Origin of the sequence: Euzebya sp., from assembly GCF_964222135.1 — a bacterium.
In the GTDB taxonomy this organism is placed as follows: Bacteria; Actinomycetota; Nitriliruptoria; order Euzebyales; family Euzebyaceae; genus Euzebya.
Window position 1 is genome coordinate 1 of the sequence record NZ_CAXQBR010000071.1, and the last position, 16,730, is coordinate 16,730.

The following is a 16,730-nucleotide window of genomic DNA, read 5'->3' on the forward strand; positions in this document are numbered from 1 at the left end:
GTCGGTACGTCGACCTCAGCGGTCGACGTACCGACACAGGGGGTGCCGGCGCTACGAGCCGGTCACGGTGATGTCGGTGACCGCGATCTGCTCGCTGCCGTTCGGCCAGATCAGCTTCACCTTCACGGTGCACGGACCCGGGATCGCGTCCGCCGAGATCGAGACGCCGACCTCGACGGCCGGACCCTCGCCGCCGTGGCTGAGCGGACCACCCATCGCGAGGTCCTGATCGGCGCCGCACTCGAGCAGGGTCTCGTACCCCGATGCGTCGAACGGGCCGGTCAGCTCGAAGGTGGCGGTCCCGCCAGCCGGGTGCTCCCCGGTCGGCTCGACGATCGTCGCCAGGTCCGGCAGGCCCAGGAGCGACCGCGCCTCGTCGCAGCGCACCGGCGTGATGCCGCAGACCAGCACGTAGCCGGTGATGGTCTGCTCGTCGACGGCGAACGACGGCCCCTCCGGCTCCTCGGACCCGCCGGGTGGCGGGTCGAGGAAGGCCGCGGTCTGGCCGGGGATGACGTCGGGAACGGCCAGGACGACCGGTGCGCCGTTGATCGCGGACCACCCGGCGCCGGCGAACCCGGCGACCCAGGCGTTCATCTGCTGGCCGTCGAGCAGCATGACCTGCTCGGCGTCTCGCTCGTCGGCGTGGCCGCGCTGCGCGGCGATCGCCAGTGCGGTGTCGAACCGGCTGTCCCCGGCGACCCGTTCGACGGTGATCCCCAGCTCGGTCAGCTGGGTGATGACCGCGTCGCTGATCGCGGCGGTGCCGCCGACCACGTAGACGGTCTCGATGGCGGAGCCGGCCAGGTACTCCCGCGTCGAGGTGGACAGCACCTCGGTCTGGGTGAAGAGCAGCGGCCAGCCGCGCTCGGCCGCCCACGCGCCGGCGGCGAGTGAGTCGGCGAACGCCTGGGTGTCGTCACCGTCCGGGGCGGGGAACGCCCGCGCCAGCACGGCGGTGGTGGCCTGCGGGAAGGCGCCGCCGGCGATGTCGGTGGCGGTCTCGAGCCGCGAGGGGCCCTCGTAGCGGTTCACGGTGTAGCCGGCGTCGACCAGGGCGGTCTCGACGCCCGCGTCGATGGCGGCCGTGCCGCCGAGGATGTGGACGGTCTCGACCTGCAGGCGCTGGAGCTCGGCCAGCACCTCAGGGTAGAGCTGGTCGGTCGCGGTCAGCAGCAGCGGTCGGCCGTCGGCCAGGGTGCTGCCCTGCAGGGCACCCGAGGCCAGGGCGTCGGCGAACCCGCCGTCGGTGGCCAGCAGCGCCTCGCGGGCACCGGGCGTGCCCCCACCCCGGCCGTCCGGCCCGTCGCCGCCCTCCTGGGCGAACCCGGGGTCATCGCCCTCGTCGTCAGGACCCATGTCGGGGCCCATCCCGTCGGGGGTGGGGTAGAGCGCCCGGGAGTACCGCAGCGCGATCTCGTGGTTGGCGTTGGCCGGCGGACCGCCGTCGACGACCACCCGCAGGGTGTCGTTGACGCCGTCGCGGAGGTCGGCGGTGACCACGCCGTCGTCGTCGGCGATGGTGCCCGTGCCGGTGCCCATGTCGGGTCCGATCACCGCCCCGCCGGTCGGGTCGGAGAGGGTGACGGTGAAGTCCTCGTCGCCCTCGGGGTCGGCGTCCCCGAAGACCACCACCTCGACGGTGGCCTCGGTCTGGCCGGCGGGGATGGTCGCCGTCCCGCTCGCGGTCCGGTAGTCCACACCCGGACCGGCACCGGGGCCGCCGGTCGCGGTCCCGTCGGCCGTCGCGTACTGGACCGTCACCTCGCCCGCGACGGCGGGTGCGAGGGTGATGGTGAAGGTGAGGGGCGACTCGCCGTCCTGGCCCTCTGGTCCGGTGACGTCGTCGATCGACAGGGTCGGGGTGATCTGGCCCAGCACCGCGTGGACGTCCGGGTCGCCGTTGGCGTCCGGCACCGCGGTCAGGTCCGTGGCGTCGGAGCGGAACACCGCCTTGTCGCCGTCGGAGGACAGGACGCCGTTGGACGACGGCCCGTCACCCGCGGAGGTGCCGTCCGCTGCGGCGCTGATCAGCCGCACGCCGCCGGGGGACTCGTAGGCGTACACGTCGAGCCCGGCGTCGCCGTCGACGGGCACCAGGTTGGCCGCCGCCGAGGTGAACAGGACCGTCTGCCCGTCGTCGCTGATGGCGAGGCCGGGGTTCTGGCCGGGTTGCCCGGAGTCCCCGTCGCCACCGCCACCGGCGCTCCCGCGGCTGATCAGGCTGACCGCGCCGCCGGCGCGGGTGTGGCGGACCACGTCCCACTGCGCCGACGAGGTCTTCGTCGGGGCTGCCGACACGATGTCGGTGGCGCGGGTCAGGAACGCGATGGACCCGCCGTCACCGGAGACGACCGGCTTGAAGGACGCCTGGTTCCCGGCGTCCCCTCCGCCTGGCGTGTCGGAGACCAGCGCGTAGTTGATGCCCTGCCCGATGGTCACCTCGGCCAGGTAGACGTCGACGGCCCCGTTGGTGTCGGTCGGGCCGATGTCGTCCGCGTCGGACTCGAAGGCGACCCAGATGCCGTCGTCGGACACCGTCGGCCGGGTGGAGGCCCCGTCGAACGACGTGATGGTCGTGCTGAGGGTCGGCAGGTTCCCGACGGGTGCCCGCCAGTAGCCGATGTCGGGGGCGCCGTTGGTGTCAGCGGGTCCGAGGTTGCTCGCCTGCGTGGTGTAGACGACCACGTTGCCCTGGCCGCTGATGTCCGGGGACGTCGAGGCGGCGTTGCCGGTGGTGATGTCGTTCGGGTTGACGGCGTTGGGACGGCTGACGACCTCGGTGGTGCCTGCTGCGCGGTCGTGCCGGTAGACGTTGGCGACGCCGGGTGACACGTCGGCCTCGTCGACCAGGTCGGTGCAGGGGGACTGGAAGGCGATGAACGACCCGTCGTCGGAGATGTCGGCGCCCACCGACTGCCCCGTGTCGCAGGTCGTGGTCGGCGAGCCGTCGGCGTGGCTCACCAGGGCGGTCGTCCCCGTGGCGACCGCGTGGACGTAGACGTCCCGTTCCCCGTTGGCGTCCACCACCCCCGTGACGAGGTTGGTGGCGAAGGTCTCGAAGACCACGTAGCGGCCGTCCGCGCTGATGCGGGGTGCCCCCGAGGACCCGCCGGTGGCGGTCGTGGTCGGCGACCCGGCGGCGTGGCTGACCAGGCGGGTCTGGCCTGTGGTGGTGTCGCGCAGGTAGACGTCCCCGAGGTTCGGGCCGTTGGCGTCGGTCAACCCCGTCACGAGGTCCGTCGCGCGGGACTCGAAGACGATGTAGCGGCCGTCGTCGGACACGGATGCCAGGCTCTGTGACTGGTCGTTCCCCGCGGCGGTGCCCTCGGCGTTGACGCTGATGAGCTGCGTCGGCCCCTCGGGTGCGGCACCGGCGGGCGCGGCGAGCGCGACCAGAGATGCGAGCAGGGTGACCACCAGCAGGGCAGGCGTGCGCCGAGCAGGTGGTGTGGAAGTGGACATGTGGCTCCCTTCTTCCTCTCGGTGCGGGGACGGGCCCCGCAGACCCCCGTCCGCCACAGAGCCTGAACTGTGTCGCAGAGGTGACACAACTCTCGTCATCGTCTGTTCAGTCCCGCCACTCCACGCACCCACCGTCAGATCGCGGCGAACCACCCCATCGCGCCGCGGCCGGCGATCGAGTGCTGGTGGGGGTGGAACATGTACCGGCCGATCTCCGGGAGGGTGAACTCGAGGATCGCCCGGTCCATCTGCCCGAGGGTGATCACGTCCGTGTGGCTGGCCGGCGCATCCCCGACCCCCGCCGGGTACACGTCGAAGGTCTGGGCGTGCAGGTGGAACGACGCGACCGGGTCGTACTCGACCGCGTTGAGGACGTACGCCCGGACCGGCTCACCCGTCGGGACCTTGATCGGGTACCGCTCGTAGAACCCGGCCACGCCGTTCCACGCGTACACCTCGTTGCGGCCGTCGCCGTCCACGTCGAAGCCGCTCAGCAGCAGCACGACCTCGTGCGCGTCCGGTCGCCCGCCGGGCGGGTCGACGATCAAGGTGCCGTAGAGCCCGCGAGCGATGTGGGCGTCGATCGGCATGGTGTGGCAGTGGTAGGGGTGCACCCCTGCCGGGCCGGCGGTCAGCTCGTAGACGACCTCGCTGCCCGGCGGGACCGGCTCCCAGCCGTCGACCAGCGGCGAGTGCCGGCCGTGGAAGTGCACGTTGTGGTCGTGCCCGGTCCGGTTGGCGAAGCGGACCCGGATCGTCTCGCCCTCGGTCGCGCGGATGATCGGCCCGGGGACCGATCCGGCGTAGGTCCACGCGTCGATGGCGTGCGCGCGGCTGATCTGGTGGGGCTGCTCGACGACGCTGAGGTCGACCTCGACGGTGCCCGTCCGCGGCGGCGGGGGGACGGTCAGCGCGTCGAGTGCATCTGCGGCCAACCCGGACGGCGCGGCGTAGGGACCGCCGTAGGGACCCGCGGCATCGCCGGCCGGCAGGTCACCGGACAGCCGCCCGTCCGCCCCGCCCCCGTAGACCACCCCGTCCCCGTGGCCCACCACGCCGGCCTCGGCCACCGGACCGGTCATCGCCCCGGCGCTCCGGGCGTGGCTGACCGCGTGGGTCCCCACCGATCCCACGACCACACCGGCGCCCAGCACGGTCAACCCGCCCCCGCCGACCCGGCGGAGCGCCTCCCGGCGATCCATGCCCCGACGGCGGCGCGGCTCCTCCCCCTCCTCACCGGTGACCGCTCGCGGGCTCTCGCTCACAGCACCCCCCCGACCAGCAGCGCGACGACGCTCACGACCAGCCAGAGCACCACCCCGCCGACGACCACGGCCACTCGCCGGCGGACCGACCACGGGCGGTGACCCAGCAGGCCGTAGCCGAGCACCCCCGCGACCGGCAGGACGACCGCGCCGGCCGACCACGCCACCTTCGCCCCGCGCGACCGGTCGCTGCGCGCCACCAGCCAGATCACCGCGAGCGCGCCCAGCACCCACACGGCGACCGGCAGCAGCCACAGCAGCACCCCGTACAGCACCGGCCAGAACCCGCCGTCCAGCGCGACGCCCAGCAGGACCGGGCGGCGGTCGAGCAGCTCGACGTCGTCGTCCAGCTCCGGCGCCGCCAGCGACGCCGGGTCGAAGTCGAGGGACGCGAAGACGTCCACCGCCGGGACCACCGGGGCGTCCTCGCCGCCGGGCAGCTGGTCGAAGTCGAGCTCGGGGTCCGGCGCGTCACCGTGCTCGAGCTGCGGGTTCTGGCCGTGCTCGACCTGCGCGATCCGCCCGAGGGCGTCGGATGACGTGGCGAGCCCCCACCACAGCGGCAGGTTGATCCCGTCGCAGTCGTGCAGCACCCCGAGCGTCAGCGGGATCGTGGTCGACGCGTCGTTGCCGGCGGCGCACGACCCCTCCTCCACCGGCCCGCCGAAGGCGATGTCGGCCTTGCCGGACCCCCGGATCACGTTGTCGCGGACCTCGTTCCCGCCGGACGGCCAGAAGTTCGCGTCGATCATCGAGACGACCTGCACGCCGCTGGTCGGGTTGTTGACGATCAGGTTGTCGCGCACCACGGAGTCCCGCGCCCCCGCGAGCACCACGCCGTTGCCGAACGCCGACCACTCCGCCGAGGCGTTCGGGGCACGGCCGACCTCCCCGTTGTCGTGGATCCAGTTCCCGGCGACGACCACGTCGTGGACCGGCGGGAGCAGCTCGGAGTCGAGGGTGTTCGGGACGATCCCCGCGACGTTGTGGCGCCACTCGGAGTTGACGATCCAGATGTTCCCCGACGAGTTCGTGCCCGAGTAGCCGAGCCCGTTGAACTCCGCCAGCACGTCGGTGATCACCGCGTTGCAGGGGTCGCACTGGCCGATGTAGAAGCCGGCGTCGTAGGAGCCCGAGGCGTAGGAGTGCTCGAACAGCCCGTCGACGGAGTCGAAGGCGTAGATGCCGTACACCCAGTCGTCGATCGCGGTCAGGTACGACCCGCGGTAGCCGACCACGCCGTTCCAGAAGAAGCCGTTCACGGTGTACCCGCGGGCGGTCATGTTCTCGATCGCGACCCCGTCGGCCGTCACCACGATGCCGTTCTCGCGGGTCAGCTCCCCGTCGAGGATCACCTCGTTGCGGTCCGTGCCGCGGATGGTCAGCCCCGGGGTGGTCACCGACACCGCCTCCCGGTAGGTGCCCGGCCCGACCAGGACCAGGTCGCCGGGCTCGGCGGCGTCCACGCCGGCCTGGATCGTCGGGTAGTCCTCGGGGACCTCGCGGGTCTCGCCGGTCCACTCCGTCGGGGAGTCCGAGGTCAGGTCGCCGCCCGCATCCGACCCCTCCCCCGAGGGGCCACCCTCGCCCACGACGAGCGTCCCGACCATCCCCTCCCAGCCGCCGTCGCCGTCGGGCGTGGCGTGCAGCGAGCAGTAGTAGTCGTAGGTGCCCGGGTCGTCGACGGTGAGCTCCCACGCCTCCCCCGGCGGGGTGTTCTCCCCGTCGCTGTCGTCCACGGAGTTGAACGCACCGTCCACGGCGATGACGTTGTGGTCCACACGGCCCTGGTTGTCGAACACCACCGGCTGGCCGGGCTCGACGCTGACCTCCGGCGGGTCGTAGGAGTTGTCGAGCATCCGCACCTCGGCCGCGTCCTGGGCCTCGGCGGGGACGGTCGGCAGGCCGGGGACGAGCAGGCCGATCACGAGCAGCCCGGCGACGAGGAGGAGGACCAGCAACGCGGTGGCTGCTGCGGGGGAGGGGTGGGCGCGACGCATCGACGCACCGTAACGCCTCGGCCGCGTGTTCGGGGATCTGCCCGCCGCGGTCGCCGTGGGCGCGCTCACCCGTCGAGCTCCAGCTCCTCGACGCGGCCGTCACCGCGGGCGTGCAGTGCCACGGAGCGACCCGCGGGGAAGCGGACGCGGATGTCCGCGGCCACGCCGTCGACGGTGATCGTGAGATCGCGGGAGGTGGCGGTGGCCTCCTCCGCCTGGCCGTGCCGCAGCGGGAAGGTCACGTCGGCGCAGGCGGGGTGGGCCAGGAACACCACCACGCCGTCGTCCACGCGTCGCGCCCAGTACGGCGGGAGGGCGGGACCTGCGAGCAGGGGCACCGCGCCGGTCGCGGCCACCGACGGCGCCGCGAGCGACCGCAGCCACGCCACCAGGTCGTCGTACCCCGCGACCATCCGGGTACCCGGTTGCCGTGGTGTCCGGCCGAGGACCACCGCCCCGCCCGCCGCCGCCAGGTCGACGATGCGTGCCAGCACCTCGGCCTCCAGCCAGGCGACGTCGACGACCAGCGCGGAGAACGACGCGTGACCGGCGACCACGCGCCCGTCCTCGACCCGTGCCGCGCCCAGGAACGGACCGGTGATCCACATCGGCTGGTGGCCGGCGAGGGCCGCATGCGGGACGCTGCGGCGGTGCTCGAAGTGCCAGGCGGCCCCCGGGGTCCGGTCCGCGACGGGGATCCGCCCCGCCATGAAGCCGTCCTCGACCCCGAGGAGCACGGCGACGTCCGTGTGGGGCCGGCCGCGCTGCAGCAGCGCGCTGGCCTGCGCCAGGTAGCGGTTGAACGCGGTGAGCTCGGGCCCGGAGAGGGCCCCGTCCGGGGCGACGTGGACGGACGCGAAGAACTCCGGCGCCCGTCCCTCGGGCTGGTAGGGGGCGCCGTGCCACACGATCCGGTTCACCCCGTTGGCGAACGCCGCGTCGGCCACCAGCCGGAGGTCGTCGAACCGCTCGGCGTGCCAGTACCGCAACGGCGTCAGGTCCGGGCGGCCGACGAAGCCGTATGTGCAGGTGAACGTCTCGCACGTCACCATCCGCCGGCCCGCCAGCGCGGCCGCCGAGGCCGCGATGCGCGAGTGCGTCGGCTCGAACAGCAGCACCTCGCTCTCCGGCACGTCGACCGTCGCGTAGGCGCGGACCAGGTCGGCCGGTGCGCCGTGGCACTGCATGCGCGCCTCCGCGCCCAGCTGGTGGGCCGCCTCGACGAAGGGCTCGACGAACCCCTCCTGGAACGCCTCGGACACCGTGGCGAGGTGGTCGTAGCGGACCCTCGGGTCCTCGAGGTCGGCGCTGGCGAGGTCGTAGCCGAACCGCTCCTCGAACACCGCGTCCAGGGCGGGCGTCCAGATGCGGTCGACACCCAGCTCCAGGGAGTCGCAGAACAGCGCGGAGGGGTGCCCCGCGAGCACGGGCGCGAAGGCCGGGGCGAGCGCCGCCGCGTAGCGCGCCATCGCGGGGGCCGACAGGTGGTCGAGCACCGGCGGGGTGGCGGGTTCCTCCCAGGACCCCTGCAGCCGCTCGGAGCTGGGACCGTCGAGGGTCTTGGCGGCGTCGATCTCGGTGACCCACGTGCCACCGAAGGGCCAACACGACCCGAACGTCGCGTCGACTCGCAGGCCCAGCCGGTCGCCCTCCGCCTTGGTCCAGCCCAGCAGGCGCTGGAAGTCCGGGCCGAGGAACGCGGGTCGCTGCTCGTCGTCGGTCGGCGGGAGCCACGCCGGGTGCAGCCAGGCAAGCTCCACGCCGCCGAAGCCGTGCGCCGTGAACCACTCGAGCTGGCGCGTGATGTCCGCGGCCGTGAAGGGACCCCGCAGCCACCACCAGCGCACCAGCGGTCGTGTGCCCATCGCGCACAGCCTGGCACAACCCTCCGTGGCGCATCGAGCGGGGCGGGAACACACAGGACACGCAATTGGTTACAGTTCCAACTACCCCGTCCCCCCTCCAGGAGAGCACCGCGATGCGCACCCCCTTCGAGCTCGGCATCGACACCTTCGGCGACCGGACCGTCGACGCCGACGGGAAGCTGAAGCACCCCGCGGCGGTCATCCGCGACGTCGTCGCCGAGGGCGTCCGCGCCGATCAGGTCGGCTTGGACTTCATCGGCATCGGCGAGCACCACCGCGACGACTTCGCCGTCTCCGCCCCCGACGTGGTCCTCGCGGGGATCGCCGGGCAGACCGAGCGGATCCGCCTCGGGTCCGCCGTCACCGTCCTCAGCTCCGACGACCCCGTGCGGGTCTTCCAGCGCTTCTCCACGCTGGACGCGATCTCGGGCGGACGGGCCGAGGTGATCCTCGGCCGCGGCTCCTTCATCGAGTCCTTCCCGCTGTTCGGCTACGACCTCGGCGACTACGAGGTGCTGTTCGAGGACAAGCTCGACCTGTTCGCCCACCTCCTCGAGGAGGGACCGGTCACCTGGTCCGGCCAGACCCGCCCGCCCCTCGACCAGCAGGTGGTGTGGCCGCCGACGGAGTCCGGTCGCCTGCGGACCTGGGTCGGCGTGGGCGGCAGCCCCGAGTCGGTCATCCGGGCGGCCCGGTACGGCCTGCCGCTCATGCTCGCCATCATCGGCGGCGCCCCCCAGCGCTTCGCGCCGCTCGTGGACCTCTACCACCGCGCACTCGGCGAGCTCGGCCGTGACCCCCAGCCCATCGGCGCCCACCTGCCCGGCCACGTCGCCGAGACCGACGACCAGGCCCTCGCCGAGCTGTGGCCCGGCTTCCGGGAGATGCACGCCCGCATCGGGCGCGAGCGCGGCTGGGCGCCGATGCGGTACGAGGACTTCGAGGCCCAGGCCGGCCCCGACGGCGCGCTGGTCGTCGGGTCACCGCAGACCGTCGCCGACAAGGTCATCCGCATCGCCCGCGGGCTGCAGCTGTCCCGCATCGACCTGAAGGTCTCCGCCGGCCCGCTCGGGCACGACGCGATCATGCGCAGCATCGAGCTGCTCGGCACCGAGGTCGCCCCGCAGGTCCGCGCGGCGCTGGCGGAGGAGCCGGCCGCCGCCGTCGGCTGATCCCGCTAGCGGATCAGCACGTTCACCAGGACGGTCAGCACCACCGACGCCAGGATCGACACGACGATCATCGCGAGGCAGCCCATGGGGCCGCCGGCCGGACGGATGCGGATGCGGTCAGGTGCCATGCCCTCGTCCTCTCCGGACGAGGGCGCCCCGACGCCAGGTGCGCCACCATGTGCCGGTGCACGGACTCCCCGCCGGCCTGGCCGCCCGCCCCCCGACCCCCGACGACGCCGAGGCGGCTGCCGCCGTCTGCCGGGCGGACGAGCTCGCCGGGGACGGCCAGGCCTTCACGACGGCCGGTGACCTGCGCAGCGACTGGCAGCGGCCCTCGATCGACCTGGCCGCCGACGCGGTGCTGGTCCTCGACGACCAGCGGATCGTCGGCTACGCCGACCACTCCCTGGGCCGCGCCTGGGTGGCGGTCCACCCGGACGCGTGGGGCCGCGGGATCGGGACGGCACTGCTGGCCTGGACCGAGGCGCAGGCGCGGCGCCACGACCGACCGCGCGTCGGCCAGACCGTCGGCGACGGCCACACCGCCGCCATCGCGCTGCTCGAGGGGCACGGGTACACCCCGCGGTGGGCGTCGTGGGTGTTCGCGATCGACCTGCCCGCGCGTGCGCCCGTCGACGGCGACGGCCCTGCCCTCCCCGACGGCCCCGCCCTCCCCGACGGGATGCAGCTCCGCCCGATGGTCCGCCCCGACGAGGACGCGGCCGTCCACCGGGTGATCGAGGACGCCTTCAGCGAGTGGCCCGACCGCGAGGGCGGCATGTCGTTCGAGGACTGGCGGGCGGCGCACCTCGACCGCGACGACGTCGAGGTGCTCGTCGTCGTCGGCCCCGACGGGCCGGTCGGGGCGGCGGTGTGCCTGGACGAGGGTGCGGGGGAGGGGTGGGTCGAGCAGCTGGCCGTGACCCGGAGCCATCGCGGGCAGGGCCTCGGACGGGCCCTGCTCCACGGTGCCTTCGACCGCTTCGCCGAGCGGGGGTGCACGACCGCCGGCCTGTCCACGGACTCGCGGACCGGCGCGAAGGACCTCTACCTCCACGTCGGCATGGCGGTCACCCAGTCGTTCCGCCGGTGGGCGAGGGAGCTCGACTGACCGGCGGTCTCAGTCGTCGGTGATGTCCTCGCCGCTCGAGTCCCGCTCGATCCGCTCGATCCCGTCGACGACGGTCATGGCGACGCCACCGAGGTTCGCGACGATGCGCTTGAGGTGGCGGTAGAGCAGCGCCCGGGGGACCGCCTCGGTGGCCGGCAGGTCGGTGTGGATCATGTCGCGGATCAACCCCTCGAGGTGCTGGCGCAGCTCGGTGGCCCGGTCGCCGAGGGCCTGCGCCCCCTCCTCGTCCGCCTCGGTCAGCACCGCCGCGGTCGTCTCGAACATCGCAGAGATCTCCTGGCGGAGCGCCTGGATGTCCCCCTCGTCGGGGGCGCCGGTCAGCCGCACCCCCTCCTCGGCGAGGTCGAGGACGTTCTTGTGCTGGTCGCCGATCCGCTCGAGCTTCTTGACGATGAGCAGGTCGACCATCACGGTGCCGACGTCCTCGGCGCCCTGCACCGAGACGTGGACGACCAGCTGGCGGCGGACCTGCTCCTCAGCCGCGTTGATCCGCTCATCGGTCGTGTGGATGTCCTCGGCGATGGCAGCGATGTCGTCGCCCGCGAACAGCGCCGACATGGCCAGGTCGAAGGTGTGCCGGCAGTTCGCCAGCATCGCCGTGACCTCGCGCTCGACGGACTCCATGACGCTCGGGCCGCCACGCAGGAAGTTGAAGACCATGACCCCTCCTTATCGCAACAACAGGACCCCCGCCAGGGGGACCAGGATGAAGATGCCGATCGTGTAGACGACGGCGAGGCGCCGGCTGGCGGCGGCGAGCTCGGACCCCCGCTCGGCCAGGCGGATCGGGATGTCCCGCAGCGCAGGCACCGGGTAGAACAGCGCGATGCCCGCCAGGTTGAAGGCGGTGTGGACCAGCGCGACCGTCAGCGCCTCGGGCCGGTCGGTGGCGAGCGAGGCGAGCAGCGCGGTGACGGTCGTGCCGACGTTGGCGCCGAGGGTCACCGGGTAGGTGTTCCTGAGCGACAGGATCCCCGACGCGGCCAGCGGGATCAGCACCGACGTGGTGATCGACGACGACTGCACGGCCACGGTGATCACCGCGCCGGCCGCGAGCGCGGCGATCCCGCCGCCGCGGCTGAGCACGTCGTTGATCGTCCGCTCCATGCGGTCGGCGACCAGCGCGCGCATGTTCTTCGTGATGAACGCCAGCGCGGTGAAGATCAGCGCCAGGCCGGCGACCAGGAACAGCACGCCGAGGAGCGGGCCGGTCGCCCCGACCCCGGTCAGGACCGACTCTATGACCTCCGCCGGCGCGCTCACGGCCTGCTTGATGGGGCTCTCGAACTCCCCGCCGCCCGTGCCGAGCAGCGCGGAGCTGAGGGACTCCGCGACCCGGCTGAGCACCCCCGTGGCGAGCTCGAGCGGCAGCAGCACGATGACGCTGAGGACGTTGAAGAAGTCGTGGACCGTGGCGGCGGCGAACGCCGCCTTGAACTCCTGCGGTCGGCGCAGGTGGCCGAGGGACGCGAGGGTGTTCGTGACCGTCGTCCCGATGTTCGCGCCCATGATCATCGGCACGGCGTCCTCGACGCCCAGCAGGCCGCTGCCGACCAGGCCGACGATCGTCGCGGTCGTGACCGAGGACGACTGGGCGAGGACCGTGGCGAGGATGCCGACGAACAGCCCGCCGAGGGGGTTGGTGACGCTGCGGAACATCTCGTCCTGCACGTCGGGGCCGAGGGCGACGATCCCGTCCTCGAGCAGGCTGACGCCGACCAGGAACGCGTACAGCAGCCCGATGACGAGCAGCGCCCGGGCGATGACGGCACCGCGACCGTCCGCGCCGTCGCGGCTCGGTCGGTCAGCGGGCGTTCCCCGGGCGTTCACCGCCGGGAAACCTAGCGGCCCGGCCGGATCCCGCCGTACCGCTCATCGGACCTCGGCGCGCCCCGGCGGTGTCAGCCGGCGGCGGCGTGGGCGTCGGCGAGCCACCCGGCGACGGCGTCGTCAACGTCGGACGGGTCGCGCAGGTCCACGCGGTGGCTGCACATGCCGGTGGTCTCCACGACCCGACCGCCGTCCGGCGTGACGTCGAGCTTCAGGCCCAGCTCCACCCGCGTCGACGACGCGGCCCTGGCGACGGCGAAGACCCGTCGCCGGCGGAAGGTGACCCCGGTCTTCTGCACCACGACCTCGACGTCGTCACCCAACCCAACCGCGATGGCGCGCACCGCCTCGTAGACCTCCCGCAGCGGCGCCTTCGCGCCGGCGTACTGGGCGTCCAGCAGCGCCTCGGGCGTGGGCGGGCCGCCGGCCAGGTGCTCGCGGACCGCGTGGGCCAGCGCGTTGGCGTTGCCGTGCGTCAGGCCGTGCGCCGCCTTGAGGTGGGCGAGGATCCGGCCGTGGGCCTCCAACCCCTCACGCCGGATCTCCTCGGCGAACTGCTCGATCGTCAGACCGGTCGCGGTCTGGATGTTGCGCAGCTGCGCGCTCGCCTGGGTCATCGGGTGCCTCCGGGTGCGTGTCCCGTGCAGGCTGGCCCAGCCCCGGGGGTCCGTCTTGGACGGATTGCGCACGTCGACCGCGTCAGCGCTCCGGGACGAACCCGGCACCGTCGCCCGCCACCGCGGGGGCCAGCCACCTGCGCTGGGCGGCGAGGTAGGCGGTCGGGGTGACGCCGGTGTGGCGGACGAAGTCGCGGATCAGGTGGGACTGGTCGACCCAGCCGAGGTCGGCGGCGAGGTCGCGCCACGGCACCTCGGTCCGCACGTCGAGGGCCTCGAGCAGCCGGCGGACCCGCAGCAGCCGCGCCAGCGCGCGCGGTGACAGCCCCACCACCCGGGCGAAGTCGCGGTCGAGTTGGCTGTGGGTGACGCCGAGGGCCGCGGCGACGTCGCGGATCGGCGTCGTGGGATCGGCCTCGACCAGCGCGACGGCGTCCTCGCAGCGGCCCAACGCGACCCGGGCGCCACGGGGCATCGTCGCGAGTGTCGGAGCGGCCGTCCTGGCGAGCGCCTGCGTGACGACGTCGAGCATCGCCTCCGGCCCGTCGGCGGCCAGCACCTGTCGGCGGAGGGCCGTCGCCGCCGGCCACGTAGCCTCGAGATCGACCACTCGCCAGCGGATCGCCGCCGGCGCCACCCCGAACACCGCCTCGCAGCCGACCGGCGTCGTCACGATGCCGACGGCGAACGTCTCCCCGGTCGGCGCGTTGACGACCGGGCGGGTGTGCGGGCCGATGAGGAACCCGCGGTCGGCGACCAGGGGCACCCCCGTCCCGTCGTCGGGCGTCTCGACGATGGGATCGCCGAGCACGAGGACGGCGACGGTCGATCCGGTCGGAGCGATCCGTTCGCGGGCGTAGGGCACGGTGCCGCGGGCGTACCAGATCGACTCGACGACCCGGGACACCGGCGGGGTCGGCTCGCGTGTGAGCCAGTCGAACGCGAACGCGATCGGCTCAGCCGCGGTGCCGGTGCGCGTGCGCCCCATCGCGAGCTGTCAGTCGTGGCGGCGGTAGGCCATGACGGTGAGGGGGCCGAACACCGCGACCAGCCCGGCGCTGATCGCCAGGGTCACCGTGATCTGGGAGCCCACGGCTTCCCCGTGCATCAGGCCGCGCATCGCGGTGACCAGGATCGTGATCGGGTTGACGTCGACGAACGCCTGGAGCCAACCGGGCAACGTGTCGACCGGGACGAACACGTTGCTGATGAACGTCAGCGGGAACAGGACCATCATCGACACGCCCATCAGCGCGTTCTCCGACCGCATCTTCAGCCCGAGCAGGGTCCAGATCCAGCTGAGCCCGAAGCAGAACGCGAGCAGCAGCGCGATCGCCAGCACCACGCCCCCGACGCCCGCCCCGGGACGGAAGCCCAGGATGACGCCCAGGACCAGGATCACCGTCGAGGCGAGGGAATAGCGCACCGCGTCGGCCATCAGCGCACCGACCAGCGGCGCGGGACGCCAGATCGGCAGCGACTTGAACCGGTCGTGGACGCCCTTCTCGATGTCCCGGTTGATCGTGAGGCCCGTGTACATCGTGATCATCGCCACGGTCATCGCGAGGATGCCGGGCAGCACCTCCTGGAGGTACGCGCCGGTGGACCCGGCCAGCGCCCCGCCGAACAGGTAGGTGAACATCAGCAGGAACATGATCGGGAACATCGTCACGTCGAACAGCTGCTCGGGGACGTGCTTGATCTTCAGCATGGCCCGCCAGAAGAACGTCCTGGCGGCGCTCCCGCGGCCGGGCAGGGGTGGGCGCTCACCGACGACGAGGACGCTGCGGATCGCGTCGCCCTCGACCGGGGCGGGCTCGGGCGTGGCGTCCCGACGTGCCGGGGTGGTGGTGCTCACAGCCCGACCCCCGCGCTGACGCGCCGGGGTCGCCCCCCGGCCTGTCCTGTGACCGCTCGCGAGCTCGCGCTCACAGCCCGACCTCCACGTCGGTGCTGGCGGGGGTGGGTTCGGCGGGCTCGGCCGGGTGGCCGGTCAGGGTGAGGAACCCCTCGTCGAGGCTGGGCTGGCCGAACCCGAGGTTGACGACCTCGATGTGGAGGGCGTGCAGCGCGCTGAGCACCGCCCCGGCGGGGCCGGCGTCGTCGACCCGCACGGTCAGCGCGGCGGGGTCCCGCTCGAGCTGGACGTCAGCGGTGACGACGCGGCCGATGGCCGCCGCGGCGTCGGGCCGTCGCGCGGGATCGCGGAGGCGGAGGTGCAGGACGCCCGCGCCGACGGAGGCCTTCAGCTCCGAGCCGGTGCCCTCCGCGATCACCCGCCCGTGGTCGATCACCGCGATCCGGTCGGCCAGCTGGTCGGCCTCGTCGAGGTACGGGGTCGTCAGCAGCACGGTGGTGCCCTCGGCGACCAATGCCCGGACGATCTCCCACACCTGGTTGCGGCTGCGGGGGTCGAGGCCGGTCGTGGGCTCGTCGAGGAAGATCAGCCGCGGCGTGACGACGATGCTCGCGGCGATGTCGATGCGCCGCCGCATCCCGCCCGAGTAGGTCTTGACCTGCCGCGCCGCCGCGTCCGCCAGCCCGAAGGCCTCGAGGAGGGTGTCCGCCCGTCGGCGGGCGGCCGGGCGGTCGTGGCCCCACAGCCGGCCGAGGAGGACCAGGTTCTCGGTGCCGGTCAGGTCCTCGTCGACCGATGCGAACTGCCCGGTGAGGCTGACGGTGCCGCGCACCGCCTCGGGCTCGGCGACCACGTCGTGGCCGAACACCCACGCCCGCCCGCCGGTCGGCGGCAACAACGTGGCGAGGACCCGGATGGCCGTGGTCTTCCCGGCCCCGTTGGGCCCGAGGACCCCGTACACCGATCCGATCGGCACCGACAGGTCCAGCCCGTCCACCGCACGCGTCGCGCCGAAGTGCTTCTCGAGCCCCTCGGCTCTGATGGCCAGCTCAGCCGTCATCTGGTGGCCTCCTCGTCTCCCTGCGGCCGGCCCGGCCGCGATCGTCCGAGCCTACGCCGACCCCGTGACACCGGGTCGGGTGGATCGGGCACCGCCCTGGTGCCACACGTTCCGACGGGGCGACCAGCCGGATCTCATCGGCGGTCGGTCCGCCGGGCTGGTCCCCCACGCCGTGCCGGGGATGCCGAAAGGCCCTCCCCGGGTGGGGAGGGCCTCGCGGTGTTGGGTTCCGAGGTGCCGGACGCGGTCCGGCGGGTGTGGGTTAGACGCTCGCCAGGTCTCGCGACGAGGACTCCGACTCCTGGATCCCAGACTCGGACTTGCGGGCGGCGGCCCAGACGAGGCCGGCGCCGGTGGCGATGAAGGTGAGGCCCAGTCCGGCGAGGAGGCCGGCGACGCCGAGGCCGAGCTGGAGGGTGGAGGCGGTCACGGTGCCGACGCCGAGCTCACCGAAGAGGCCGTGTGC

14 protein-coding genes are annotated in these 16,730 nt (G+C 73.3%); 2 read left to right on the top strand and 12 right to left on the bottom strand.

All coding sequences use genetic code 11. The features are described 5' to 3' along the window. Positions 1-51: 51 nt before the first annotated feature. The 4 genes from ACEQ2X_RS15655 to ACEQ2X_RS15670 form a co-directional block, all read right to left on the bottom strand. Positions 52-3,465, bottom strand: a complete 3,414-nt coding sequence (locus tag ACEQ2X_RS15655; RefSeq protein WP_370326765.1) for a cell wall-binding repeat-containing protein — start codon at positions 3,463-3,465, stop codon at positions 52-54. A 134-nt stretch (positions 3,466-3,599) separates the two neighbouring features. Further along, positions 3,600-4,730 (bottom strand): multicopper oxidase domain-containing protein, encoded by a 1,131-nt coding sequence (locus tag ACEQ2X_RS15660; protein WP_370326766.1) that lies wholly within the window; start codon positions 4,728-4,730, stop codon positions 3,600-3,602. Next, positions 4,727-6,730 (bottom strand): right-handed parallel beta-helix repeat-containing protein, encoded by a 2,004-nt coding sequence (locus tag ACEQ2X_RS15665; protein WP_370326767.1) that lies wholly within the window; start codon positions 6,728-6,730, stop codon positions 4,727-4,729. The genes ACEQ2X_RS15660 and ACEQ2X_RS15665 overlap by 4 nt, the downstream gene beginning before the upstream one ends. Before the next feature lie 65 nt (positions 6,731-6,795). Continuing rightward, positions 6,796-8,595: a glycosyl hydrolase gene (locus ACEQ2X_RS15670; RefSeq protein WP_370326768.1), complete on the bottom strand. Its 1,800-nt coding sequence runs from the start codon at positions 8,593-8,595 to the stop codon at positions 6,796-6,798. A gap of 113 nt (positions 8,596-8,708) precedes the next feature. Between ACEQ2X_RS15670 and ACEQ2X_RS15675 the strand changes: the two genes are divergently transcribed. Continuing rightward, positions 8,709-9,767 (top strand): LLM class flavin-dependent oxidoreductase, encoded by a 1,059-nt coding sequence (locus ACEQ2X_RS15675; RefSeq protein ID WP_370326769.1) that lies wholly within the window; start codon positions 8,709-8,711, stop codon positions 9,765-9,767. Between the two features lie 5 nt (positions 9,768-9,772). Here ACEQ2X_RS15675 and ACEQ2X_RS15680 read toward each other — a convergent pair whose 3' ends face one another. Then, a complete protein-coding gene (locus ACEQ2X_RS15680) occupies positions 9,773-9,895 on the bottom strand; it encodes a hypothetical protein (protein WP_370326770.1) in 123 nt (40 codons plus the stop codon). 56 nt (positions 9,896-9,951) lie between these two features. Here ACEQ2X_RS15680 and ACEQ2X_RS15685 point away from each other — a divergent pair, with 56 nt between their 5' ends. Further along, complete coding sequence (locus tag ACEQ2X_RS15685; protein ID WP_370326771.1) at positions 9,952-10,878, top strand: GNAT family N-acetyltransferase; 927 nt, start codon at positions 9,952-9,954, stop codon at positions 10,876-10,878. Positions 10,879-10,887: 9 nt separating this feature from the next. Here the strand turns inward: ACEQ2X_RS15685 and ACEQ2X_RS15690 are convergent, their stop codons facing one another. From ACEQ2X_RS15690 to ACEQ2X_RS15720, 7 genes are all read right to left on the bottom strand, one after another. Continuing rightward, complete coding sequence (locus tag ACEQ2X_RS15690) at positions 10,888-11,559, bottom strand: PhoU domain-containing protein (protein WP_370326772.1); 672 nt, start codon at positions 11,557-11,559, stop codon at positions 10,888-10,890. A 9-nt stretch (positions 11,560-11,568) separates the two neighbouring features. After that, a complete protein-coding gene (locus ACEQ2X_RS15695) occupies positions 11,569-12,729 on the bottom strand; it encodes a Na/Pi symporter (RefSeq protein WP_370326773.1) in 1,161 nt (386 codons plus the stop codon). Between the two features lie 71 nt (positions 12,730-12,800). Continuing rightward, on the bottom strand, positions 12,801-13,346 hold the full coding sequence (locus tag ACEQ2X_RS15700; RefSeq protein ID WP_370326774.1) for a DUF5655 domain-containing protein: 546 nt from the start codon (positions 13,344-13,346) through the stop codon (positions 12,801-12,803). 82 nt (positions 13,347-13,428) lie between these two features. Further along, complete coding sequence (locus ACEQ2X_RS15705) at positions 13,429-14,334, bottom strand: helix-turn-helix domain-containing protein (protein ID WP_370326775.1); 906 nt, start codon at positions 14,332-14,334, stop codon at positions 13,429-13,431. A gap of 9 nt (positions 14,335-14,343) precedes the next feature. Further along, a complete protein-coding gene (locus tag ACEQ2X_RS15710) occupies positions 14,344-15,204 on the bottom strand; it encodes an ABC transporter permease (RefSeq protein ID WP_370326776.1) in 861 nt (286 codons plus the stop codon). A gap of 70 nt (positions 15,205-15,274) precedes the next feature. Then, positions 15,275-16,264 carry an ATP-binding cassette domain-containing protein gene (locus ACEQ2X_RS15715; RefSeq protein WP_370326777.1) on the bottom strand — a complete coding sequence of 330 codons (990 nt, stop codon included), beginning with the start codon at positions 16,262-16,264 and terminating at the stop codon, positions 15,275-15,277. A gap of 262 nt (positions 16,265-16,526) precedes the next feature. Beyond that, positions 16,527-16,730 (bottom strand): hypothetical protein (locus ACEQ2X_RS15720; protein ID WP_370326778.1); only part of this gene is annotated, 204 nt, incomplete at its 5' end.